We start from the raw sequence: 22,629 nt of genomic DNA on the forward strand, positions 1-22,629 counted from the left end.
CTGTGAAGTTGCGAGCGGTTCTCTTCGACATGGACGGTACCCTGCTGGACACCGCGCCGGACTTTATCGCCATCTGCCAGGCGATGCGCGCCGATCGCGACCTGCCACCGATCAACCCACAGCATATCCGCGATGAAATCTCCGGCGGTGCACGGGCGATGGTGGCCGTGACCTTCTCGATGGACCCGGAATCCCCCGGCTTTGAAGAGCTGCGCCTGGAATTCCTCGAGCGTTACCTGAAGGGTTGTGCGGTCCACAGCACATTGTTCGACGGCATGGCGGAACTGCTGGAAGACATCGAGAAATCCAAGCTGATCTGGGGCGTGGTCACCAACAAGCCACTGCGCTTTGCCGAGCCGATCATGCAGCAACTGGGCCTGGCCGAGCGCTCGGCGCTGCTGATCTGCCCGGACCATGTGAAAAACAGCAAGCCGGACCCGGAGCCCATGATCCTGGCGTGCAAGATGCTCGGCCTGGACCCGGCCAGCGTGCTGTTCGTGGGGGATGACCTGCGCGACATCGAGTCCGGCCGCGACGCCGGCACCCGCACGGCGGCGGTCACCTATGGCTATATCCACCCGGACGACAACCCGCGCCATTGGGGAGCGGATGTGGTGGTGGACCACCCGTTGGAACTGCGCAAGGTGCTGGATAACGCACTGTGCAGTTGCTGATGGCTCACCGATCCAGCTGACCTATGAAGATTGGTGTTTGTAACCCGCTGAATTCTGTCGAGGCTTTTTATGTTTGATTACTCTGCACGTCCAGAACTGCTCAAAGGCCGGGTGATCCTGGTGACCGGCGCCGGTCGCGGAATTGGTGCGGCGGCGGCGAAAACCTACGCCGCCCATGGCGCGACCGTGCTGTTGCTGGGCAAGACCGAAGCCAACCTGGCCCAGGTGTATGACGAGATCGAAGCGGCCGGCCACCCGCAGCCGGTGGTGATCCCCTTCAACCTGGAGACCGCCCTGCCCCATCAATACGATGAGCTGGCAGCGATGATCGAAAAAGAATTCGGCCACCTCGATGGCCTGCTGCACAACGCCTCGATCATCGGCCCACGTACGCCGATCGAGCAGTTGTCCGGCGAGAACTTCATGCGGGTGATGCACATCAACGTCAATGCGATGTTCATGCTCACCAGCACGTTGTTGCCGCTGCTCAAGCTGTCCCAGGATGCGTCGGTGGTGTTCACCTCCAGCAGCGTCGGGCGCAAGGGCCGGGCGTATTGGGGCGCTTATGGGGTGTCGAAATTCGCCACTGAGGGCTTGATGCAGACCCTGGCGGATGAGCTCGAAGACGTGGCTGCAGTAAGAGCCAACAGCATCAACCCGGGCGGCACGCGCACCAGCATGCGGGCCCAGGCATATCCAGGGGAGAACCCGATGGAAAGGCCGGCACCGGAAGAGATCATGCCGGTGTACCTGTACCTCATGGGGCCGGACAGTACCGGCATCAATGGGCAGGCGTTTGACGCCCAGTAACAACTGACACAACCGGAACTAAATGTGGGAGGGGGCTTGCCCCCTCCCACATTTGTATTGCGGTGTTCTCTGGGCCTTAGTTTTTCACGACATCTTCAAGCGTGAAACGACCCAACGGGTTTTGCAGGAAGTTGCTCACATTCTTGCGTGAGATGTTGATGTACGGGCTGTAGTACAGGTCGATCCAGTTCACATCCTGTTTCGCCAGTTTCTGCAGTTCGACATACATCTGCTCACGCTTGACCGGGTCGGCCTCGATGCGCGCCGCCGCCACCAGCTCCTTGACCTTGTCGTTCTTGTAGCGGGTCATGTAGTTCTGGTTGGTGTCGTGACCCAGTACGAAGGTGGTCTTCTGGTCCGGGTCGAGGATGTCGTTGGTCCAGTACATCACCGAAATATCGTACTCACCGTCCACCAACATCTGCCAGCTTTGGGTCGGGTCGACCTTCTGCAGGTTGGCGGTCACGCCGACCTTGGCCAACTGGTCCTTGATGATCACCGCGATCTGCTCGTCGGCTTCGTTGCCGGCGTTGACCACATAGTTGAGCTTCAAGTCCTTCGCGCCAGCCTTTTCCAACAGCTTCTTGGCGGCGGTCGGGTCATACGGGCGTTGCAGGTTGTTGGCGTAGTGGAACAACGAGCCTTTCGGGATGTAGGAATAGGCCACAGTGCCCTGACCGTAGGTCGCGGTTTTCACCAGCGACTGCTTGTCGATGGCCATGTCCAGCGCCTCGCGTACTTCCTGCTTGGCCAGCAGACCGTGGGCGTGGTTGATCAGCAGGTGATCTTCACGGGTGGACGGGTCGGAGTGGATCACCACGTTCTTGTCTTTCTTCAGCTCTTCAACCCGGGAAAACGGTACGAAGATCGCCGTGTCCAACTCGTTGTTCTGCACCATGCGCATCCGCGTGTTGTCGTCGGTCACGGAGACCCACTCCACGCCATCCAGGCTGACCTTCTTGGCCTGCCAGAAGTTCGGGTTCTTCTTCAGGATGACCCGGTCGCCCTTGCGCCATTCGTCCACGGTAAACGCGCCGGAGGTCACCGGATTTTCCGAGTAGGCGTCTTCACCCATTTTGGTCATGGCTTTTTCCGACAGGATCGACACCGTCGGCGAAGCCAGTTGCGACAGGAAGGCGACTGCCGGCGTCTTCAGTGTGACAACCAGGGTTTTCGAGTCCGTCGCCTTGGCGGTGTCGATCAGGTTGAAGGGATCAGCCCACAGCGACGCCTTGTTGTCGCGAATGCGCAGCAGGCTGAACGCCGCATCCTCGGCGGTGATCGCCGAGCCATCGGAGAACTTCGCATCGCGCAGCTTGAAGGTGTAGGTCAGGCCGTCCTTGGAAATATCCCAGCTTTCAGCCAGGCCGGGCTCCATCTTGGTCCCCAGGTTGTCCACCCGCACCAGGGTGTCGTAGACGTTGGCAAATACCCAGGTATCGCGGTTCTGCGCGCTTTTGATCGGGTCGAACGTGGTGCTGTCTTCACGGCAACCGATGGTGAGGACGCCGGCGGCTTGCGCCAATCCGGCAGTGAGGGACCACGCGGTCAACGTAGCAGCGGCGAGCAACTTCAAGTGGCGCGATTGCATGTCATAACTCCTTGTTCATGATGGGCAGGAAGGGTCAACGGTTCTTCAAGCACGCAACTGTATCGATGCTCGTGCTGGGAATGGGTAGGCGGCAACACCACGGAACACATCGTCCGGGCGTACCGGCAACGCGGGTGGAAGGCGCAGCCCGTAGGCAAATTCAGCGGGCTCGGCGGCTCGCCAGGCAACAGCTGCGTCGGCAAAGGCCGGTGCGGATCGATCTCCGGAATCGCCTCGATCAACGCCGCGGTATACGGATGGCGCGGCGCGGTGAAGACCGCTTCCACCGGCCCTTCCTCGACGATCTTGCCCAGGTACATCACCGCCACGCGGTCGCACAGGCGCCGCACGATGGCCAAATCGTGGGCGATAAACAGGATCGCCAGGTTCATGCGCTGTTGCAGTTCCAACAGCAGGTTGATGATCTGGCCCTGGATCGATACATCCAGGGCCGCCACGCATTCATCGGCGATGATCAAGCGAGGCTCCACCGCCAGCGCCCGGGCAATACCGACACGCTGGCATTGGCCGCCACTGAGGGCGCCGGGTTTGCGACTGGCCAGTTCGGGGCGCAGGCCGACCAGGTCAAGCAGTTCGTTGACGCGAGCCGGGATACGCTCTGCCGGGACTTTGCGCTGCACCCGCAGCACCTCGGCGATGGTTTCGCCGATGGTGTGGCGCGGGTTCAACGCGGCGTAGGGGTCCTGGAAGATCATCGCCGTTTCCTGGCGCAGGCGCGCGATGTCGATCGCGCTGCCATGGGCCATGTCGATGCCATCGAACAGCACCTGCCCGGCACTGATCGGGTTGAGGTGCAGGATCGCCCGGCCCAGGGTGCTTTTGCCGCTGCCGGACTCCCCCACCAGCCCCAGGGTTTCACCGGCGGCCAGGTTCAGCGACACGCCGTTCACCGCCTTCACCCACTGCTTGTTCAGGCCGAACACCCCCGTGCCGGAAGCGGCGAACCGCACCTCCAGGTTCTTGATCTGCAACAGGCTCATGGGCGTGCTCCGAGCGGGTAGTGACAGGCCACGCGCGCGCCTTCGGGCAACCGTTCGGTGCACAACGCGCCGACCTGCGGGCAACGCGGGTTGAAGCGGCAGCCGCCGGGTAATGCATCGAGCAAGGGCGGCTGGCCGGGGATGGTACGCAGCAACCCAGGGCCACTGCCGTGGGCCGGCTGGCAATCAATCAGGCCCGCGGTGTAGGGGTGTTGCGGATGGGCGAGCACGTCGTACTTGCTGCCGTGCTCGCACAGGCGCCCGGCATACATCACGGCGATGGAATCGCAGGTTTGCGCGACCACGCCGAGGTCGTGGGTGATCATGATGAGCGACAGGCCGCGCTGGTCCCGCAGGTCCAGCAACAGGCGCAGGATCTGCGCCTGCACGGTCACGTCCAACGCCGTGGTCGGCTCGTCGGCAATCAATACGTTCGGGTTGCAGCCCAGGGCCACGGCGATCATCGCGCGCTGGCGCATGCCACCGGAAAACTCATGGGGATAGTTGTCGACCCGTGCCTGGGGATCGGGAATGCCCACCTGGCGCAACACTTCGATGGCTTGTCGGCGCGCGTGTTTTTTCGACGCGCCCTGATGCAGGCGGATGCCTTCGGCGATCTGATCGCCGATGCGCATCAAGGGGTCAAGGTGGCTGCTGGGGTTCTGGAAGATCATGCCCAACTGCCCGCCACGCACCGCGCGCATGCCGGTGTCATCCAGTTGCAGCAAGTCCTGGCCCGCCAGGCGTACCGCACCGCCCTGCACGCGCAGGTTGGGTGACGGCAACAAGCGCATCAAGCCACGGCAGGCCATGGTCTTGCCCGAGCCGCTTTCACCCACCAGGCCGAGGATCTCGCCTTCGGCCAGGTCGAATGACACGCGGTCGACCAGGGTCACATCGCGCCCGCTGTTATTGGCGATCACACTCAGATCCCGCACTTGAAGCAGACTCATGAGCGATCCCCCAACACTTGCGCCACGCCATCGGCCAGCAGGCTGAAGCCCATGGCCAGGGTCACGATGGCCAGCCCCGGAAAGGTGCAGATCCACCAGGCCGTGGTGATAAACGCCTGCCCTTCGGCAATCATCGTCCCCCACTCCGCCGTCGGCGGTTGCACGCCCAGGCCCAGGTAGCTCACGGCGGCACCGTTGAGCAGTACCAGCACCGCGTCAGACATGGAAAACACAATCGAGCCAAACATCGCATTCGGCAGCAAATGCCGGAACAGGATGCGCCCATGGCCAAAGCCCAGGCTCTTGGCCGCGAGGGCGAAGTCGCTTTCCTTGAGCACCAGGATCTGCGAGCGGATCAGCCGTGCATACGACACCCAGCCCACCAGCGCCATGGCGATATAAAAACTCTTCAAGCCCGGACCGAGGATAGCCATAATCGCCAGCATCAACACCAGGAACGGGAACGCCAGGATCACATCGATCACGCGCATGCAGAAACTGTCGAAGCGCCCGCCGATATAGCCGGAAACCGCGCCGACAAACGTGCCGATCATGAACGGGAAAATCACCCCGATGATGGCAAGCTGCAGATCGACGCGCGCGCCCCAGATCACCCTCGAAAGGATGTCTCGACCGTAGTTATCCGTTCCGAATGGATGGGCCAGGCTCGGCCCCAGCAAGCTGATGTCGGTGTTCTGCGCGATCGGGTCATAGGGCGCGATCAACGGCGCGCACAGCGCCAGGACCAACCACACCAGCAGGACCAAAAGCCCCCACGCGGCCGTCAGGCGACCATTGCGAAAGCCAAACCGCAGACGCAGGCGCCATGGAGCAATCAGTGGACGGCTGCTCATTGCATTTTCACCCGAGGGTCGAGGGCCACCGTGACCACGTCGGCGATAAAGTTGACCACCACCGTCGCACACGCCAGCACCATGGCCACGCCCTGCACCACCATGTAGTCGCGGGTAAAAATGCCGCGCACCAGCAACTGGCCGATGCCGGGAATGGCGAACAAGCTTTCGATCACGACGGTGCCGCTGATCAGCCAGCCAATATTCACCGCCAGCAGGTTGACCGCCGGCACCAGGGAATTGGGCAGCACATGGCGACGGAACACCGCTGCTTCCGACAGCCCGCGGGCCCGCGCGGCAGTGACGTGGTCGGCCTGCAGCTCCATCAACATGCTCGCCCGCAGGTTGCGGACCAGCACCGCCGACAGCGCCAGGGCGATGGTCAGGCACGGCAAGACCATATGGTGCGCCTTGTCCAGCCAGGTACGGCCGTAGCCGGAGACCGGGAACAGGCCCCATTGCACACTGAGCAGCAGGATCAGCATCAGGCCCAGCCAGAACGCCGGCATGCCCAGGCCCACGGTGGTGAACACGCGGATCAGGTTGTCCGCCCACCCGCCTTTATTGCGCGCGGCCCACGTCGCCAGCGGCACCGCAATCAGCAGTGCCAGCACCACGCTGCCGAGCACCAGCACCAGGGTGGGTTCGATGCGGGTGACGATCAATTTCAAGGCGTCGACTTTGTACAGCAGTGATTGGCCGAGATCGCCCTTGAGCAGGTTCTTCAGGAAATAGAAATACTGCTGCCACAGAGGCTGGTCGAGGCCGTACTGGGCGCGGATTTTCAGCAAGGCGTCCGGCGTGCTGCGCGAGCCCAGCAGGGCCCGTGCCGGGTCGCCAGGAATCGAGCGCACCAGCACAAACGTGATCAGGCTGATGCCAAACAGTACCGGCAGCAATTGCAGCGGCCGGGACAGTACAAAACGGTAGCGCGCCAGGTTCATCGGTCAGCCTCGGTGGCGAGCGAGAAAGTCCAACAGTACCGGAAAATAAGCCTGTGGCTCTTCATAGAACGGCATATGGCTACTGTTGGGAAATACATGCAGTTCAGCGTGTCTGGCCGCCATCTTCATGCGCATGGCGCAGGCCGGGGTGAGTTCGTCGTGCTGGCCGGTGGTGATCAGGATCGGCATGTTGAAAGCGGCCATCTCGGGGATGCGGTTCCAGTCCTTGAGGTTGCCGACGTAGAGGAATTCGTTGGGGCCCTGCATGGTTTCGTAGGGCCCCATGTTCCAGTCGCCGAGGGAGCGCTTGACCGGCTCGGGCCATTCGTCCAGGCGGCAGACATGACGATAGTTGAGCAAGGTGATCGCGGCCTGGTATTGCGGGTGATCCAGGGTACCCATGGCTTCGTGGCGTTGCATCATCGCCACGGTCTCACTGCCCAGCGCGCCGCGCAGGCGTTCGAGTTCTTGAGAAAGATGCGGAATGTCGCCGACGGTGTTCTCGAGGATCAGGCTTTTCAGCCTGTCGGGGTAATGGATGGCGTATTCGATGCCCAGCCAGCCGCCCCAGGAATGCCCGAGCAGGTGCACGCGGCCCAGGCCAAGGGCTTGGCGTACGGTTTCGACTTCTTCGACATAACGGCGGATTTCCCACAGGGAAACATCGGTCGGTCTGGCTGATGCGCCTGTGCCAAGCTGGTCGAATGCAACCACTCGCAGGTTATGGTCCTTGAGCCAGCCATGGGCGTCGCGCAAGTAGTCACACGGCAGGCCCGGCCCGCCGTTGAGACACAAGAGCACCTCATCGCCTTCGCCGAAGCTGTAGACCACGAGGTTGTGGCCATCGACTTGCACGTTGTACTGCTGGTCGGGGGCAATTTCACGCCACATGCATACATTCCTTGTGTTGTATCGGCCTGGCGGGCAGCGGCCGTTTATCAGGCCAACACTACCGAGGATGCCGCGCGTCCATAACCTGGTATTTCTTATAGGTTTGGCCTGGCAGTCCTTCGCCGGGGCGTGGCATTCTACTTGCAGGAAGTGGAGATTCAAATGAATTCGGGAGCAGAACGGATGCTGGCCAAGCTAACTGCCTTCAATAATCGTCTGATGCCGGGCAGAAGCCTGGATGAGCAGATGGACAACACTTTTATCCTCGCCCAGCAGTTAGGCTTCGATGCACTGGTATACGACTACACCCCGGTGCCGATCGACCAGAATGGTGCGTTGATCACCCCCTCGGTGCTGGAGCTGCGTAACACGCCGACCGATTGGCATGCACTATGGTGCAGCAAGGGTTTCTACCAGATCGACCCGGTGCAACACCTGGCCCTGCGCACGGTATCGCCGTTCGTGTGGTCCTACGAAGCCAAGGCTGACACGGCCCTGCAAACCATCATCGACCCCTGCCACGCCCCCGTCTCGTCCTACCTGCACGACCAGCAACTGACCTGCGGCGTCAGCGTGCCGATGCATCTGCCCCGTGGCGGCTTCGCGTCACTGACCGGCTTGCGCACTGGCAAAACGCCTACCGTGCTGCAGGACGCGCAGCAGACCTTGTCGGACTTCAGCCTGATTTCCCACGCGTTGCAGGAAGCGGCCTACCCGCTGTTCGGCAAGGAGCTGCGCACCTACCCGCACATTCACCTGACCAAACGTGAACGCGAATGCCTCAAATGGGCCGCCGACGGCCTGACCGCGGCCGAAATCGCCACGCAACTGAGCCGCTCACTGGCCGTCGTCACCCTGCACCTGGCCTCGGCGATGCACAAACTGGGCGCCAAGAACCGCGTGCAGGCGGTGGTCCGCGCCACCCATTACCGCCTGCTGGAAGACTGATCCCCCGGCAAAACCTAGCTGTTTTGCTAGTTACCTAAATCTCGCCCGCAGACTATCGTGTCCCTGATCATTTTTTCAGGGCAGGGCAGGAAATGGACTTCATCGAAAAAATCCGCGAAGGGTATGCCGCGTTTGGCGACTACCAGACCTGGTACCGCGTCACTGGCGACCTGGCCAGCGGCCGCACGCCGCTGGTGGTCATCCACGGCGGCCCGGGCTGCACCCATGATTATGTCGACGCCTTCAAGGACGTCGCGGCCAGCGGTCATGCGGTCATCCACTACGACCAATTGGGCAACGGCCGTTCCACGCACTTGCCTGAGAAAGACCCGTCCTTCTGGACCGTCGATCTGTTCCTTAAAGAATTGGACAACCTGCTGGACCACCTGCAGATCAGCGATAACTACGCGATCCTTGGTCAGTCCTGGGGCGGCATGCTCGGCAGCGAGCACGCCATCCTGCAACCCAAGGGCCTGCGTGCGTTTATCCCGGCCAACTCGCCGACCTGCATGCGCACCTGGGTCAGCGAAGCCAACCGCCTGCGCAAGCTGCTGCCCCAAGGCGTGCATGAAACCCTGCTCAAGCATGAAGCCGCCGGCACCTACCTCGACCCGGAATACCTCGCCGCCTCGCGGGTGTTCTATGACCAGCATGTGTGCCGGGTGAACCCATGGCCGGAAGAAGTGACGCGCACCTTCGCCCAGGTCGACTCGGACCCCTCGGTGTATCACGCCATGAGCGGCCCGACCGAGTTCCACGTGATCGGCAGCCTGAAAGACTGGAAATCCATTGGCCGCCTGTCGGCCATCAAGGTGCCGACCCTGGTGATTTCCGGCCGGCATGACGAGGCCACGCCACTGGTGGTCAAGCCATTCCTGGATGAGATCGCGGATGTGCGCTGGGCGCTGTTCGAAGACTCCAGCCACATGCCCCACGTGGAAGAACGCCAGGCGTGCATGGGCACCGTGGTGAAGTTTCTGGATGAGGCGTGCTCTGTTCCGCACACAGTCCGCAAGGCTGGTTGAATTCCAAATGTGGAAGGGGGCAAGCCCCCTCCCACATTTTTAGACCTCTGTGATTTCAGCGTGTGCGGCTTTCCTTGGCTCCTGCGCCACCAATGGAATTTCCTTGCCCTCGGCATCAAATAACTTGCCCCCCCTGAAATAGTCCCCATCACGCAACGCCGCTACGTCGTGGAAACACAAACTGCGCTCAGTCCCCGCCACAAACACCGACTGCTGGTCCGAATTGCCTACGGTGAAATGGTTGAACGCCAGATTCAACAGGATCGCCATGATCGCCGATGAACTGATACCCGAATGGAAAATGGTCGCGAACCAGCTGGGGAACTGGTCATAGAAACTCGGTGCGGCAATCGGGATCATGCCAAACCCGATGGACGTGGCGACGATGATCAGGTTCATGTTGTTGCGGTAATCCACCTTGGACAAGGTGCGAATACCACTGGCCGCCACGGTGCCGAACAGCACAATCCCGGCACCGCCCAGTACCGAGGTCGGCACCGCCGCGATCACGCGCCCCATGAATGGCAGCAAGCCGAGGATTACCAGGAACAAGCCACCGGTTGCCACCACAAAACGACTCTTCACTCCGGTCACCGCCACCAGGCCAACGTTCTGGGCGAAGGCACTCTGGGTGAACGATCCGAAGATCGGCGCGAACATGCTCGACAGCATATCGGCGCGCAGGCCGTTACCCAGGCGCTTGGAGTCGACCTTGGTATCGATGATTTCCCCCACCGCCAGGATGTCGGCCGAGGTTTCCACCAGTGTCACCATCACCACGATGCACATGGAAATGATCGCCGCGATGTGAAAGGTCGGCATACCGAAATGGAACGGCGCAGGGAAACCGAACATGGGCCCCTGGGTGACGCCGGAAAAATCCGCCATGCCGAGCAACACCGCGATCACCGTGCCGATCACCATCGCCAGCAGGATCGACAGGCGCGAGATGGTCGCGCTGCCGATCTTGCTCAATAGCAGCACCAGCACCAGGGTCAACGCCGCCAGGCCGATATTGGGCATGCTGCCGAAATCCGCCGCGCGGCTGTTACCGCCCATGGCCCAGCGCGCCGCCACGGGCATCAGGGTCAGGCCGATGGTGGTGATCACAATACCGGTCACCAACGGCGGGAAGAACTGGGTGATCCGCGAGAACACCGGGGTGATCAACAGCCCGATAAACGACGCGGCCATCACCGCGCCGAGAATCGCCGGTACCCCGCCGGCGCCATCGCTGCCGACAATTGCCACCATGGTTGCCACACCGGCAAACGACACGCCCTGCACCAGCGGCAACTGACAGCCAAAGAACGGCAGGCCAAGGGTTTGCAACAGGGTGGCAAGGCCACCGGCAAACAGCGACGCGGCGATCAACAGGCCGATATCTGCCGGTGACAACCCGGCCGCCTGGCCCACGATCAACGGTACCGCGACGATGCCGCCGTACATGGTGAGCACATGCTGCAGGCCGTAAGCCATGTTGGCGGCGACGCCTAGATTCTCATCTTCCGGCCGCTGCGGTGACGCCTTCGGGATAGTCATGGTGAGGGGTTCTCTGTTTTTGTTGTGGGGACACTGTATGCAATGTTTAGACTGGATGTCCATAGAGTTGTATACAATCACTTGAACAAGATACGCTCCATCGGCGTTACAAAAACAACCCGGCCGTGATGAGCCAGAACGCCAAAGGACACTAGAACAATGAAAAAGGCATTACAGGGAGCCACCGTTGCACTCACCCTCCTCGGCGGCGGGGAGGCCGTCGCGGTGGAATGGATGAACAACAGCGTAGGTTTTCGCTACGGCCAGCAGTTCACCAATCCGAATAACCCCGACGAATTCAGCAAGCGCATCTACAGCGTTACCCACGCCAGCGGCTACCGGTATGGCAGCAACTTCCTGAACCTGGACGTGTTCCTGTCCGACAGCCGCGACCCGCGCAAGGGCACCGACCACGGCGGCAGCGAGGTGTACGCGGTGTACCGGCATCAGTTGTATGCGTCACGGGTGCTGGATGTGCCCCTGGGCACCGGGCTGGTCAAGGATTACGCGTTGACCCTGGGCTTTGATGCGAACCGCAACAACAACTTCGCGTCGGCGAAAAAACGCGCACTGGTGATCGGCCCGACCTTGAAGTTCAACACCGTGGGCGTGCTGGACCTGAGCCTTCTGTACTACAAGGAGCGCAACCACACCGGCATCCCCGGTGCACGTGAGTCGAACCACACGTTTGACGACACCTACATGCTCAACCTGACGTGGATGCGCCCTTTCGAGATCGCCAACCATGCGGCGAAATTCCAGGGCTTTGTGAACTACGTCGGGGAAAAAGGCGCGGACTACCATGGCCGTGACACGGCACCGGAAACCCTGATGCGCAGCGCGCTGATGGTCGCGGTGCGACCGGGCAGGAGCGTGAAGCCGAACCTGTACCTCGGGGTGGGTTACGAGTACTGGCATAACAAGTTCGGCGTGGACGGCGGCCGGGGCAGCCGTACGTCAACGCCGACGGTGAACATGGAAGTGACGTTCTAGGCGGCGGCCAGTTCCGACTTGTCTGCTTTCGGCCGCGCCAGCCAATAGCCCAAGACGGCCAAGGGCGCGGTCGCCAGCATCACCATCACAGTAATCAGCAACGGCTGTTCGATCATCGACGACACCAACAGGCTGCTGAGAAAGCACAGACCCAATTGCAGGGTGTTTTGCAGTGCCGCCGCCTTGCCGGAATGTTCTGCAAACGGCATCAGCGCATTCGCCACCACGATCGGGTAGCTGGCGCCGTTGACCAGCGCCATCAGGCAGAACGGAATCAGCAAGGTGGTGAGCGTCGGCACGGTCAAGGTGGCGACCAGGTACAGCGCCACCATGCTGATGCAATAGGCCAGCAGCAACCACGGCAACAGCGTCTTGCCCTGGAAACGCTGCAAAGCGCTACGGCAACTGTAGCCACCCACCAGAAACGCCAATGTCGGCAGCACGTAGCTCAGGCCGATGTCATTCGGGCTATAGCCCATGTCGCCGAGGATGAAGGGTGAAGCGGTCAGCCAGGCGAAGAAACTGGCCGAGCAGGCAGCGAAGATCATCACATTGCCGGTAAACACCCGGGAGGTGAGCAACTGCCAATAGCCAAGGCGCGAAGGTTCGTCTTCCCGCGTCTGAGGTTTCGGTACACGGCGCAGGCACAACGTCGGCAGCAGCAACAGCAACGACCCCCCCAGCAATACACCGAAGATGGCCTGCCAACCGAAGTGGTTCAGCACCATCGCGCCCAGCAGCGGCGCCAGGGCCGGTGACAACGACATCAACGGCATGATGCTGGCGAACACACGGTGGGCCTTGTCGGCCGGGTAACGGTCGATCACCAGCGCCTGCCAGCTCACGGCCGCAGAACACACGCCAATCGCCTGCATAAAGCGCAAGGCCAGCAACTGCGGCGCTGTCTCGACCCAAAACATTCCCGCGCAGCCCACCACAAACAGGCTCAAGCCTGCGAGTAGGATCGGCTTGCGCCCCAGGCGGTCGGACAACGGCCCCCACAGCAACTGCCCCACGGCAAAACCCGCGAGGAAGATACTCAGGCTGGCGCCCACAGCGCCCGCACCAATCTGCAACTGCTCGCCCATGGCGCCGAATGCCGGCAAATACATGTCCATGGCGAGGTAACCGAGCATGCTCAGCCCCGCCAAATACCAGGTGAAACCTAAAGAATTTTTCATTGAAGCCTTGTTAATTCTGCCATCAAACTATTTGCTGACTGCTGCCCATTATGAAGCTGACAGTTTTTGTGTGAAGCGATAATAATTGGCTGCTGTTATCAATAATTTTGAAGGTAACCCTCATGTGGTCCGAATACTCCCTGGATGTCGTCGATGCGGTAGCGCGCCATGGCAGCTTCAGCGCCGCCGCCCAGGAATTGCACCGCGTGCCGTCAGCCATCAGTTACACCGTACGTCAACTTGAAGAGTGGCTCGCGGTGCCGCTGTTTGTGCGCCGGCATCGTGATGTGGAACTGACACCCGCCGGCCGTCTGTTTATCGACGAGGCCCGCGGGGTAATGAAAAAAATGCTCGGCACACGGCGCCTGTGCCAGCAGGTGGCCAATGGCTGGAGTGGCCAGTTGAAGGTGGCCGTGGATTCCATCGTCAAACCCCAGCGCTGCCGACAGTTGGTGCTGGATTTCTATCGACAGTTTCCCGAGGTGGAATTGCTGCTGGAATACGAGGTGTACAACGGTGTGTGGGATGCGCTGGCGGATGAGCGCACCGATATTGTCATCGGTGCCACCAGCGCCGTGCCGGTGGCCAGTCACTTTACTTTTCGCGATATGGGCTTATTGAATTGGCTGTGCGTGGTCAGCGCCCGGCACCCGTTGGCGGCCGTGGACGGGTTGCTCAATGACGACCAACTGCGCCCCTTCGCCTCGCTGTGCATGACCGACACCTCGCGCAACCTACCCAAGCGCGACACCTGGACCCTGGATAACCAACGCCGGTTGGTAGTCCCGAACTGGGCCTCCGCCATCGATTGCCTGCGCGATGGCCTGTGCGTCGGCATGGCACCGGCGCATCAGGTATTGCCCTGGATCGAACGCGGTGAATTGGTGGCGCTGCAACTGACGCGCCCTTTCCCGGCCAGCCCCTCGTGCGTGGCCTGGGCACAGAGCAAACTGTCCCCGGCCATGGCGTGGTTGCTGGAATACCTGGGGGATACCGAGACGATGAACCAGGAGTGGCTTAACGGAAAGGACCTAGTTCAATAGCCGAGTGATGGCCCGCACGATCATCTCCACCTCCTTGGCATCCAGGGTCAACGGCGGCAGCAGGCGAATGACCTTGCCCCGCGTCACGTTGATCAGCAGCCCATGCTCCTGGGCAGCGCGCTGCGCCAGGTCGCGATAGGGGCTGGCCAACTCAACACCGATCATCAGGCCCTGCCCCCGAATCGCCAGCACCTGCGGATGCTCTTCCAATTCCATGCGTAACCGCGCCAGCAAGCGCTCACCCTGCTGTGCAGCGTTCTGCAACAAGCCTTGCTCCTCGATAATGTCCAACACCGTGCAGCCCACTCGGCACGCCAGCGGGTTGCCCCCGAAGGTGCTGCCATGACTGCCGGGCGTGAAAAGTGCGGCTACCGCAGCCCTGGCCAAGCACGCACCGATGGGCACGCCATTGCCGAGGCCTTTGGCCAGGGTCATCACATCCGGAACAATGCCTTCATGCTGGAAGGCAAACCAGGCGCCGGTGCGGCCGATGCCGGTCTGGATTTCATCGAGCATCATCAGCCAGCCGTGCCGTGTGCAATGGTCACGCAGGGCTTGCAGGTAACCCGTCGGCGCGGGCAGTACACCACTTTCGCCCTGGATGGGCTCCAGCAAGACCGCCGCGATCCGTGTGCCAAACGTCTGGGTGATTGCCTCGATCGCCGCCAGATCACCAAACCTGACCTTGAGAAAATCCCCCGGCAAACGTTGGAAACCCAAGCGCACCGAGGGGCCATCGCTCGCCGCCATGGTGCCCAGCGTACGGCCATGAAAGGCATTCTCCATCACCACCACCAAGGGCTCTTCGATGCCTTTTTTCCAGCCATGCAACCGCGCCAGTTTCAGCGCCGTCTCGTTGGCTTCGGCGCCGGAATTATTGAAAAAGGCACGGTCCAGGCCGGACAGCCGGGTCAGGCGCTGGGCCAAGCGTTGTTGCCAGTCGATGCTGTAGAGGTTGGAGGTGTGCAACAACAGGCCGGCCTGCTCGCTGATGGCCGTTACCAGTTTCGGGTGGGAATGCCCGACGTTGGTCACCGCCACCCCCGCCACTGCGTCCAGGTATTCGCGCCCCTGCTGGTCCCACAGGCGCGTGCCGAGGCCTCGGGTGAAGCTCAGGGCCAGGGGTTGATAGGTGGTCATCAGGCAGGCGGCGGTCATGGTGGCGGACTCCAGTGCATCGTTGAGATAGCAGCAGTATCGTTAGCCATCCCAGCTGGATAAACTGCGCCTTCCTGCAATGACTTTAAACCAGGACTTGATAATGGACCTGTTCCAAGCGATGTCGGTGTACGTGAAAGTGGTGGAGAGCGGCAGCATGACCGCCGCCGCCCACGCCTGCGGGATGTCGACTACCATGGTCGGCAACCACTTGCGCGCCCTCGAACAACGCCTGGGCGTCAGCCTGCTCAAGCGCACTACCCGCAAACAGAGCCTCACGGAGTTCGGCGGCCAGTATTACCAGCGTTGCCTGGAAGTACTCGGGCTGGTGGCCGACTCCGAGCAATGGGCCGAACAGGCCCACGGCGACGTCCCCAAAGGCACACTACGCATCACCGCGCCACCGGCGTTCGGCACTGAACGCCTGTCGCCGGCCCTGAGCGAGTTTTCCCAGCGCTACCCGCTGATCAAGCTGTACGTGGTGCTCAGCAACCAGCGCATGGACATGGTCGACAGCGGCTTTGACGTGGCTATCCGCCTGGGCGAGCTGGAACTCTCAAGCCTGATCGCCCGACCGATGCAGGACTACACCATCACCCTGTGCGCCTCACCGGACTACCTGGCGCGACGTGGTACACCCCGGACGCCCGAGGACCTGCAACAGCACGACTGCCTGGCGTTCGCCTACCCTTCCACCGATGACTGGCGCAACGCCGACAAGCTGTGGCGCATGACCGGCGCAGAAGGCGAAGTGGAAATCCCGGTGTCCGGCTCGCTGACCATCAATAGCTCCCAGGCCTTGCGCCAGGCCGCCGTGCAAGGCATGGGGATCGTCATGCTGCCGGATGCCCTGGTGCAGCCCGACCTGCAAACCGGCAAGCTGGTGGCCTTGCTGACCACCTATCAACTGCCCAGCCGGCCCATGCATTTACTGTACGGCCAGGACCGTTATCGCTTGCCGAAGCTGCGCGCCTTTGTGGATTTCGCCATGGAAAAGTGGGCGCGCTAGAAGCCCACGCCCAACTCGCGCAATCGCGCGGCCGTCTGCTCGGCAGATACATGGTGAATGCCTTGCCAGCCGAGGGCGACGGCCGCTTCGATATTGCCGGCGACATCATCGATAAACACCACTTCCCCCGGCTGGATATCCGGCAGGTACACCCGTACCTGGCTGAGGCTGGCGTGGTAGATCGCCGCGTCAGGCTTGATCAGCTTCAACTCGCCAGACACCACGATGTTGCGAAATTTGCGAAGGAAAGGGTAATTGGCGAGCGCATAGGGAAAGGTCTCGGCCGACCAGTTTGTGAGCCCAAACAGTGGCATGTTGGCCTGATGCAGCGCGTTGAGAATCGCCACGCCTTCAGGCAACGGGCCACGCAGCATTTCGTGCCACCGGCCGTAATAAGCCGTGATCAAGGGTTCATGGTCGGGGTATTGATCGATCAGGACCTGCGTGGCTTCGGCCAGCGGCCGCCCCGCATCCTGCTCGGTGTTCCAGGCCTGGGTACAGATGTTATCGAGGAACCATTGCCGCTCTTGATCGTCGGCAATCAGTTTGCGGTACAGATGCTGCGGGCTCCAGTCGAACAGTACACCGCCAAAGTCAAATACTACTGCGCGGATCTTCATGGGCTCCTCCCTTTTGTGCAACGCCAGAGTCAGGACAGTTTGGCATGTACCCGGCCCCTGGCAGCAAGTAAGCACGAGTAGGATTGTTCTGAGATTCAAACAAGACTTGCGCTGAGAACCAGCAGCGTCCCTTGTGAATACAAGCCTTTAGCTTTAATGCACGGATTCTATCTCACATAGATGGTCACACTTGTTCCTCCCGTTTGAAGATGCCCTCACTTTAATCTCGGGCGTACAACTCAAGGAGCTGGCGCCTGAAGGGAATCATCGAATTTCGCTGTAGATATGACTTGGAGAAACTTCAATGACAAGCGTGACCTCTTCAGTGACCTCCCCTTCCGCCTACAGCCTTGCTGCGCTGCAAAACTACCTGGCCCAAGGCGCAAATACTCCCACAGCAGTGCTGGTCGATCGGGTCAAGGACGAAACAGGCATCGTGCCAAGCCATCTTGCCCCCTTACAAGACATCGCACTGACCACCAACTCCATCATAGGCATACGCCCGGTCGAGCCCGTCGCAACAGGCCTGATAGAAGCCGGGCATCCCACCAAGGACTTCCATATCAAAGGCAAGAGCGCCAACTGGGGGCCTCAGGCAGGTCTGATCTGTACAGACCAGGCGTTCAGCAAACTTGAACAAGTTGCCGGAAAAACACCGGCCAAAGTGGCCAAGGCCAATGAGCAAATCGAGGCGTGCATCCAGGAAGGCCATGCCGTTGCAACGCCCCTGAAGCTGTCAAGCCAACGCCTTGATGTATTGGTCAAGCTGGGACACATAACCCAACTGGCCGTTCAAGGTGCTGACGGCACATTGCAATTAAGCGCCCGCGGGCCCAGTCAGCAAACCTATACATTCGAAGGCCATCGCACGTCACCTTCAAGCGACAGCTACTTCATTACCCATCAGGGCAAGCCCCTTGAAGTACTGGCCAAGCAGGCAGCAGGCAAACCGTTGACTGCCGATTACGACCTGCACCTGATCGCGCCCCATATCAGCGACGTCGGCCCCCAGGACAAACTCCCCGTACCGGATGTGGCCCACAGTGTCTTCAAGGGTCGAGTTGAACGCTATAAGCAAGTTCCTGAGGTGCTACGCGCAGACTTCGACAGCCCCGGCCATTTCTACCGGAAAGCAGATCCCCACCTTGGCAACGCAACACCACGGATAGAGCAGATCATAGGGCTGATCAATCAAAAATTGGTCGGCGAGGGCGAGAGAGTGGTTCATCACAGTGCGGACTCGGCCAACCCGGTCACGGAAGTGGCCGCCAATTACCCGGCGACGTTTTTCCTACCGGCAAAACTGGGTCGATTCGATGCAATCAGCATCATCCACAACAGCAGGGAAATGGCAGAACTGATCAAGACCGCCAAGGACAGCGGTTATCACGTGCCGCTGAATCCCCTGTGGGAGAAAGAAGTGACCAACGTGAGACGGTCTGCCTTCACCCAGGCAAAAAATCGCCTTGCCTGAATCATGACAGCGAAGACAGCGGCCTGATAATCCGATGATCAGGCCGCTATCAGTCACATCATTTACGCCTGGACCAAGCCGTTGATCTTCACGGTCGGATTGACGTCAGCCTCGTAGTCCACGCCATCGACTTCAAAGCCGAACAAGCGCAGGAACTCTGCCTTGTAACCGGCGAAATCACTGATCTCGTTGACGTTCTCGTCGGTGACCTGATCCCACAGTGCCGCTACGGCGTCCTGTACCTTGGGCTCCAGTTCGGCCAGGTCGGCACGCAAGCGACCATCGGCGTCAAGCTTCGGTTCGCTGCCGTACAGGCTGTCCTTGAACAGGCCGTAGACCTGCTCGATGCAGCCTTCGTGGGTGCCCTGCTCTTTCATCACTTTGAACAGCAACGACAAGTACAGCGGCATGATCGGGATCGCGGAGCTGGCCTGGGTGACCACCGCCTTGAGTACCGATACGCGGGCATCGCCCTTCAGTGCAGCGAGGTTGTCGCGCAGGGTCAGGACTTTCTTGTCCAAGTCTTTCTTGGCTTCGCCGATGGAGCCGTTCCAGTAGATGTCCTGGGTCAGCTTCTCACCGAGGTAGGTGAACGCGGTGGTCTTGGCACCTTCGGCCAGTACGTCGGCGTCACGCAGGGCGTCGATCCACAGTTGCCAGTCGGCGCCACCCATGACATTGACGGTGCCGTCGATTTCTTCCTGGGTCGCAGGCTCAAGGGTGGTATCGACCACCACGCCTTTGTCGGTATTGATACCGCGCAGGGTCACAGCCTTGCCGATTGGCTTGAGGGTGGAGTTGTAGACTTCACCGGTCTTGGGATCGGTGCGGCGTGGCGCGGCCAGGCTGTAGACGACCAGGTCGATCTTGCCCAGGTCTTTCTTGATGGTTTCGATGGTCAGGCGCTTGATCTCGTCGGAAAACGCGTCGCCATTGATGCTCTTGGCGTACAGGCCTTTTTCAACGGCAAACTTCTCGAACGCAGCGCTGTTGTACCAGCCGGCGGAGCTCAGCTTGCCTTCTTCGCCTTCTTTCTCAAAAAACACGCCCAGGGTGTCGGCGCCGCAGCCAAACGCAGCACTGATGCGCGCGGCCAGGCCGTAGCCGGTGGAAGCGCCCAGGACCAGCACCTTCTTCGGGCCGTCTTTGATGGCGCCGTGCTCAGTTACGTAGTCGATCTGTTCCTTGACGTTCGCTTCACAGCCAACAGGGTGAGCGGTCACACAGATAAAGCCACGAACCCGCGGTTTGATGATCATAAAATTTCTGCCTCTTCCAAGGTGCCGAAGGCCAATGGTGGCCATTCAACTTCAATCGTACCGGTCTATGACGTCCGAAAAACCGAAGCGTCACGATAGTCGCAAATCTTCTGTTTACAAAATCCAATCCACACAAGCCCATCAGGGTTAAAGGCTGTGTCGAGCGTTCACAATTTCGCACTATTTAAAACGCCAATCCGCTGCTGGACGCCTTATCATGACGAAGATGTTTCATTATGTTTCAAAACCCACCACTCGCGGCCACGGATCCGGATCTGTCGAATGGCGTCCTTCTGGAGCTGAGTTGCATGAACAAGTCTGCTTTGCGTAAGAAAGCGGTATCAGTCGCCTGGGTACTCGGCGTGTTGCTGATTATCGATGTGTTCCCCGAAACCACGCTGGTGTTCCTCTGCCTGGTACTGGTGTGCGGCGTTTACGACTTCCTGCGAAACGGCCTGTATGACAAGCCGACCTTCAAGAAATACTTTATCGGCAGCGGTCGCAACACTTGGCTGCTGGCGCCGTTCAACACCCTGTTCGACCTGCTGAGCACGCGTAACCGTCACGTCTACACGATGGGCGACCTGCCACCGGCCTGGCGCACAGACCTGCAACAGGTGCTTGATGACGCCATGGCCCACAAGGATGAAATCATCGGTTACCTCGATGAACGCATGGCCGAGAAGAAGCGCGGCATGTTGTTCTTCCAGTGGTACGGGCGACCGATCGAAACCAGGCTGGATATTCCTGAACTGCGCAAAAAACTGCCGTTCGTGAAAACCATCGGCGTGTCGGTGTTCAACGAGAACCGCTCGACGTCCTTTCACTTCGGCCCCCTGCGCATGATGTTCCGCGTGCTCTACAACATGGCACCGGCGCCCCATCACGATGGCGTGTACATCCAGGTCGGCAAGCACAAGCACTACTGGCATGACGACCCGTTGTTTATCTTTGATGACACGCTGATGCATGCGTCCTTCAACAAGAACGACGCCAAGCGCTACTGCCTGTTCATCGACATCGTACGGCCGACGCCGCTGCCGTCGGTACTTAACGCCGTCATCGCGGGATTTGCCGGGCTGGTCTTTACCCTGCGTCGGGTTTTCTACAAAAACTGGAAGCTGATTGAGTAAGTTCTGCGGCATGATGGTGTTGGACGGTATTTGCGCTCAGCCCTGCGCCTGAGGTAAATATCCGGCTCGTGCGCCTTAACCTGCGCCCACCATTCTCACGTCATCGCACCTCGACAGGTGCGGTGGCTGCGTTTTTCAAGGAATCAGAATGCCCCAACGCCAAGTCATCAATGCCTCCGTCAGCCCCAAGGGCAGCCTCGAAACCCTGTCCCAACGTGAAGTCCAGCAACTGAGCGAAGCCGGTACCGGCAGCATCTACACCCTGTTTCGCCAGTGCGCCCTCGCGATCCTCAACACCGGCGCCCATATCGATAACGCCAAGACCATCCTCGACGCCTACAAAAACTTTGAAGTGCGCATCCACCAGCAGGACCGTGGCGTGCGCCTGGAGCTGTTGAACGCCCCCGCCGATGCGTTCGTCGATGGCGAAATGATCGCCAGCACCCGCGAAATGCTGTTCAGCGCCCTGCGCGACATCGTCTACACCGAGAACGAGCTGGACAGCCAGCGTATCGACCTGAGCAACTCCCAGGGCATTACCGACTACGTGTTCCACCTGCTGCGCAATGCCCGCACGCTGCGTCCCGGCGTGGAACCGAAGATCGTGGTGTGCTGGGGCGGGCATTCGATCAATACCGAAGAGTACAAATACACCAAGAAAGTCGGCCACGAACTCGGCCTGCGCAGCCTCGACGTGTGCACCGGTTGCGGCCCAGGCGTGATGAAAGGCCCGATGAAGGGCGCGACCATTTCCCACGCCAAGCAACGCATTACCGGCGGGCGCTACCTGGGCCTGACCGAGCCGGGCATCATCGCCGCCGAAGCGCCGAACCCCATCGTCAACGAACTGGTGATCCTGCCGGACATCGAAAAACGCCTTGAAGCCTTCGTGCGCGTGGGCCACGGCATCATCATCTTCCCCGGCGGCGCCGGTACGGCCGAAGAGTTCCTGTACCTGCTGGGCATCCTGATGCACCCGGACAACCGCGACGTGCCCTTCCCGGTCATTCTCACCGGGCCGAAACAAGCCGCGCCGTACCTGCAACAGTTGCATGCCTTCGTCGGCGCCACCCTCGGCGAAGCCGCGCAGGCACACTACCAGATCATCATCGACGACCCGGCCGAAGTGGCCCGCCAGATGACAGCCGGCCTCAAGGCGGTGAAGCAGTTCCGCCGTGAGCGCAACGACGCGTTTCACTTCAACTGGCTGCTGAAGATCGACGAAGGCTTCCAGCGCCCGTTCGACCCGACCCACGAAAACATGGCCAGCCTGCAACTGAGCCACGCACTGCCGCCCCATGAACTGGCAGCCAACCTGCGCCGTGCGTTTTCGGGGATCGTGGCGGGTAACGTGAAGGACAAGGGCATTCGCCTGATCGAAGAACATGGCCCGTACGAGATCCACGGCGACCCGGCCATCATGAAGCCACTGGATGAGCTGTTGCAGGCGTTCGTTGCCCAGCATCGCATGAAGTTGCCGGGTGGCGCGGCGTATGTGCCGTGTTATCGCGTAGTGCAGTGAGCTC

The 22,629-nt window shown here is 60.6% G+C and carries 21 protein-coding genes; 10 read left to right on the forward strand and 11 right to left on the reverse strand.

Annotated features, from left to right (window positions below):
* Positions 1-2 precede the first annotated feature (2 nt).
* On the forward strand, positions 3-674 hold the full coding sequence (mupP, locus tag AC07OT_RS12575; RefSeq protein ID WP_065928119.1) for an N-acetylmuramic acid 6-phosphate phosphatase MupP: 672 nt from the start codon (positions 3-5) through the stop codon (positions 672-674).
* A gap of 69 nt (positions 675-743) precedes the next feature.
* Positions 744-1,484, forward strand: a complete 741-nt coding sequence (locus AC07OT_RS12580; RefSeq protein ID WP_074844546.1) for a YciK family oxidoreductase — start codon at positions 744-746, stop codon at positions 1,482-1,484.
* A gap of 76 nt (positions 1,485-1,560) precedes the next feature.
* On the opposite strand, the gene AC07OT_RS12585 is transcribed toward AC07OT_RS12580, so the two are convergent.
* The 6 genes from AC07OT_RS12585 to AC07OT_RS12610 are packed head-to-tail and all read right to left on the reverse strand — an operon-like array spanning position 1,561 to position 7,718.
* The gene (locus tag AC07OT_RS12585; RefSeq protein ID WP_065939299.1) at positions 1,561-3,075 is read right to left on the reverse strand and encodes an ABC transporter substrate-binding protein; all 1,515 of its coding nucleotides are present in this window, start codon (positions 3,073-3,075) and stop codon (positions 1,561-1,563) included.
* On the reverse strand, positions 3,057-4,076 hold the full coding sequence (locus AC07OT_RS12590) for an ABC transporter ATP-binding protein (RefSeq protein ID WP_098480119.1): 1,020 nt from the start codon (positions 4,074-4,076) through the stop codon (positions 3,057-3,059). The genes AC07OT_RS12585 and AC07OT_RS12590 overlap by 19 nt, the downstream gene beginning before the upstream one ends.
* Positions 4,073-5,029 carry an ABC transporter ATP-binding protein gene (locus tag AC07OT_RS12595; protein WP_092489958.1) on the reverse strand — a complete coding sequence of 319 codons (957 nt, stop codon included), beginning with the start codon at positions 5,027-5,029 and terminating at the stop codon, positions 4,073-4,075. The genes AC07OT_RS12590 and AC07OT_RS12595 overlap by 4 nt, the downstream gene beginning before the upstream one ends.
* Positions 5,026-5,883 carry an ABC transporter permease gene (locus AC07OT_RS12600; protein ID WP_495108201.1) on the reverse strand — a complete coding sequence of 286 codons (858 nt, stop codon included), beginning with the start codon at positions 5,881-5,883 and terminating at the stop codon, positions 5,026-5,028. The genes AC07OT_RS12595 and AC07OT_RS12600 overlap by 4 nt, the downstream gene beginning before the upstream one ends.
* Entirely contained in the window at positions 5,880-6,827 is a 948-nt protein-coding gene (locus AC07OT_RS12605) for an ABC transporter permease (protein ID WP_027604190.1), read from the reverse strand. Before AC07OT_RS12605 ends, AC07OT_RS12600 begins: the two co-directional genes overlap by 4 nt.
* Before the next feature lie 3 nt (positions 6,828-6,830).
* Positions 6,831-7,718 carry a proline iminopeptidase-family hydrolase gene (locus AC07OT_RS12610; protein ID WP_495108202.1) on the reverse strand — a complete coding sequence of 296 codons (888 nt, stop codon included), beginning with the start codon at positions 7,716-7,718 and terminating at the stop codon, positions 6,831-6,833.
* Between the two features lie 183 nt (positions 7,719-7,901).
* On the opposite strand from AC07OT_RS12610, the gene AC07OT_RS12615 reads away from it, so the two are divergent.
* Positions 7,902-8,666, forward strand: coding sequence for a LuxR family transcriptional regulator (locus AC07OT_RS12615; RefSeq protein ID WP_027604192.1), 765 nt, complete (start codon positions 7,902-7,904; stop codon positions 8,664-8,666).
* Between the two features lie 92 nt (positions 8,667-8,758).
* Positions 8,759-9,691 carry a proline iminopeptidase-family hydrolase gene (locus AC07OT_RS12620; protein ID WP_495108203.1) on the forward strand — a complete coding sequence of 311 codons (933 nt, stop codon included), beginning with the start codon at positions 8,759-8,761 and terminating at the stop codon, positions 9,689-9,691.
* Between the two features lie 39 nt (positions 9,692-9,730).
* On the opposite strand, the gene AC07OT_RS12625 is transcribed toward AC07OT_RS12620, so the two are convergent.
* Positions 9,731-11,233 carry a nucleobase:cation symporter-2 family protein gene (locus AC07OT_RS12625; protein ID WP_495108204.1) on the reverse strand — a complete coding sequence of 501 codons (1,503 nt, stop codon included), beginning with the start codon at positions 11,231-11,233 and terminating at the stop codon, positions 9,731-9,733.
* Between the two features lie 159 nt (positions 11,234-11,392).
* On the opposite strand from AC07OT_RS12625, the gene AC07OT_RS12630 reads away from it, so the two are divergent.
* Positions 11,393-12,226 carry a nucleoside-binding protein gene (locus tag AC07OT_RS12630; RefSeq protein ID WP_495108205.1) on the forward strand — a complete coding sequence of 278 codons (834 nt, stop codon included), beginning with the start codon at positions 11,393-11,395 and terminating at the stop codon, positions 12,224-12,226.
* Here the strand turns inward: AC07OT_RS12630 and punC are convergent.
* Complete coding sequence (gene punC / locus AC07OT_RS12635) at positions 12,223-13,407, reverse strand: purine nucleoside transporter PunC (protein ID WP_495108206.1); 1,185 nt, start codon at positions 13,405-13,407, stop codon at positions 12,223-12,225. The two genes, AC07OT_RS12630 and punC, sit on opposite strands and share 4 nt — an antisense overlap.
* 122 nt (positions 13,408-13,529) lie before the next feature.
* Between punC and punR the strand changes: the two genes are divergently transcribed.
* On the forward strand, positions 13,530-14,450 hold the full coding sequence (punR, locus tag AC07OT_RS12640) for a DNA-binding transcriptional activator PunR (RefSeq protein WP_027604197.1): 921 nt from the start codon (positions 13,530-13,532) through the stop codon (positions 14,448-14,450).
* Here the strand turns inward: punR and AC07OT_RS12645 are convergent.
* On the reverse strand, positions 14,439-15,608 hold the full coding sequence (locus AC07OT_RS12645) for an aspartate aminotransferase family protein (RefSeq protein ID WP_495108207.1): 1,170 nt from the start codon (positions 15,606-15,608) through the stop codon (positions 14,439-14,441). The genes punR and AC07OT_RS12645 overlap by 12 nt on opposite strands.
* Before the next feature lie 103 nt (positions 15,609-15,711).
* Between AC07OT_RS12645 and AC07OT_RS12650 the strand changes: the two genes are divergently transcribed.
* Complete coding sequence (locus AC07OT_RS12650; RefSeq protein ID WP_495108208.1) at positions 15,712-16,617, forward strand: LysR family transcriptional regulator; 906 nt, start codon at positions 15,712-15,714, stop codon at positions 16,615-16,617.
* Here AC07OT_RS12650 and AC07OT_RS12655 read toward each other — a convergent pair.
* Positions 16,614-17,237 (reverse strand): HAD family hydrolase, encoded by a 624-nt coding sequence (locus tag AC07OT_RS12655; protein WP_495108209.1) that lies wholly within the window; start codon positions 17,235-17,237, stop codon positions 16,614-16,616. The genes AC07OT_RS12650 and AC07OT_RS12655 overlap by 4 nt on opposite strands.
* Before the next feature lie 304 nt (positions 17,238-17,541).
* Between AC07OT_RS12655 and AC07OT_RS12660 the strand changes: the two genes are divergently transcribed.
* The gene (locus AC07OT_RS12660; RefSeq protein ID WP_495108210.1) at positions 17,542-18,711 is read left to right on the forward strand and encodes an anthrax toxin-like adenylyl cyclase domain-containing protein; all 1,170 of its coding nucleotides are present in this window, start codon (positions 17,542-17,544) and stop codon (positions 18,709-18,711) included.
* Between the two features lie 62 nt (positions 18,712-18,773).
* Here AC07OT_RS12660 and fabV read toward each other — a convergent pair whose 3' ends face one another.
* A complete protein-coding gene (fabV, locus tag AC07OT_RS12665) occupies positions 18,774-19,970 on the reverse strand; it encodes an enoyl-ACP reductase FabV (RefSeq protein WP_495108211.1) in 1,197 nt (398 codons plus the stop codon).
* A 308-nt stretch (positions 19,971-20,278) separates the two neighbouring features.
* On the opposite strand from fabV, the gene AC07OT_RS12670 reads away from it, so the two are divergent.
* Together AC07OT_RS12670 and ppnN are read left to right on the forward strand one after the other, a co-directional pair.
* Positions 20,279-21,103 carry an aspartyl/asparaginyl beta-hydroxylase domain-containing protein gene (locus AC07OT_RS12670; RefSeq protein WP_495108212.1) on the forward strand — a complete coding sequence of 275 codons (825 nt, stop codon included), beginning with the start codon at positions 20,279-20,281 and terminating at the stop codon, positions 21,101-21,103.
* Positions 21,104-21,251: 148 nt separating this feature from the next.
* Positions 21,252-22,625, forward strand: a complete 1,374-nt coding sequence (ppnN, locus tag AC07OT_RS12675) for a nucleotide 5'-monophosphate nucleosidase PpnN (RefSeq protein ID WP_027604203.1) — start codon at positions 21,252-21,254, stop codon at positions 22,623-22,625.
* The last annotated feature ends 4 nt before the right edge of the window (positions 22,626-22,629 follow it).

This window comes from Pseudomonas sp. GW821-FHT09C10, from assembly GCF_059418085.1.

What these genes read in the sequence shown, in the direction of transcription:
- fabV (WP_495108211.1), bottom strand. Translation starts at nt 19,970, where the DNA reads ATGATCATCAAACCGCGGGTTCGTGGCTTTATCTGTGTGACCGCTCAC.
- AC07OT_RS12610 (WP_495108202.1), bottom strand. Translation starts at nt 7,718, where the DNA reads ATGTGGCGTGAAATTGCCCCCGACCAGCAGTACAACGTGCAAGTCGAT.
- AC07OT_RS12585 (WP_065939299.1), bottom strand. Translation starts at nt 3,075, where the DNA reads ATGCAATCGCGCCACTTGAAGTTGCTCGCCGCTGCTACGTTGACCGCG.
- AC07OT_RS12630 (WP_495108205.1), top strand. Translation starts at nt 11,393, where the DNA reads ATGAAAAAGGCATTACAGGGAGCCACCGTTGCACTCACCCTCCTCGGC.
- AC07OT_RS12615 (WP_027604192.1), top strand. Translation starts at nt 7,902, where the DNA reads ATGCTGGCCAAGCTAACTGCCTTCAATAATCGTCTGATGCCGGGCAGA.
- AC07OT_RS12620 (WP_495108203.1), top strand. Translation starts at nt 8,759, where the DNA reads ATGGACTTCATCGAAAAAATCCGCGAAGGGTATGCCGCGTTTGGCGAC.
- AC07OT_RS12580 (WP_074844546.1), top strand. Translation starts at nt 744, where the DNA reads ATGTTTGATTACTCTGCACGTCCAGAACTGCTCAAAGGCCGGGTGATC.
- ppnN (WP_027604203.1), top strand. Translation starts at nt 21,252, where the DNA reads ATGCCCCAACGCCAAGTCATCAATGCCTCCGTCAGCCCCAAGGGCAGC.
- AC07OT_RS12660 (WP_495108210.1), top strand. Translation starts at nt 17,542, where the DNA reads ATGACAAGCGTGACCTCTTCAGTGACCTCCCCTTCCGCCTACAGCCTT.
- AC07OT_RS12590 (WP_098480119.1), bottom strand. Translation starts at nt 4,076, where the DNA reads ATGAGCCTGTTGCAGATCAAGAACCTGGAGGTGCGGTTCGCCGCTTCC.
- AC07OT_RS12650 (WP_495108208.1), top strand. Translation starts at nt 15,712, where the DNA reads ATGGACCTGTTCCAAGCGATGTCGGTGTACGTGAAAGTGGTGGAGAGC.
- punC (WP_495108206.1), bottom strand. Translation starts at nt 13,407, where the DNA reads ATGAAAAATTCTTTAGGTTTCACCTGGTATTTGGCGGGGCTGAGCATG.
- AC07OT_RS12670 (WP_495108212.1), top strand. Translation starts at nt 20,279, where the DNA reads ATGAACAAGTCTGCTTTGCGTAAGAAAGCGGTATCAGTCGCCTGGGTA.
- AC07OT_RS12605 (WP_027604190.1), bottom strand. Translation starts at nt 6,827, where the DNA reads ATGAACCTGGCGCGCTACCGTTTTGTACTGTCCCGGCCGCTGCAATTG.
- AC07OT_RS12600 (WP_495108201.1), bottom strand. Translation starts at nt 5,883, where the DNA reads ATGAGCAGCCGTCCACTGATTGCTCCATGGCGCCTGCGTCTGCGGTTT.
- AC07OT_RS12655 (WP_495108209.1), bottom strand. Translation starts at nt 17,237, where the DNA reads ATGAAGATCCGCGCAGTAGTATTTGACTTTGGCGGTGTACTGTTCGAC.
- AC07OT_RS12625 (WP_495108204.1), bottom strand. Translation starts at nt 11,233, where the DNA reads ATGACTATCCCGAAGGCGTCACCGCAGCGGCCGGAAGATGAGAATCTA.
- AC07OT_RS12645 (WP_495108207.1), bottom strand. Translation starts at nt 15,608, where the DNA reads ATGACCGCCGCCTGCCTGATGACCACCTATCAACCCCTGGCCCTGAGC.
- punR (WP_027604197.1), top strand. Translation starts at nt 13,530, where the DNA reads ATGTGGTCCGAATACTCCCTGGATGTCGTCGATGCGGTAGCGCGCCAT.
- AC07OT_RS12595 (WP_092489958.1), bottom strand. Translation starts at nt 5,029, where the DNA reads ATGAGTCTGCTTCAAGTGCGGGATCTGAGTGTGATCGCCAATAACAGC.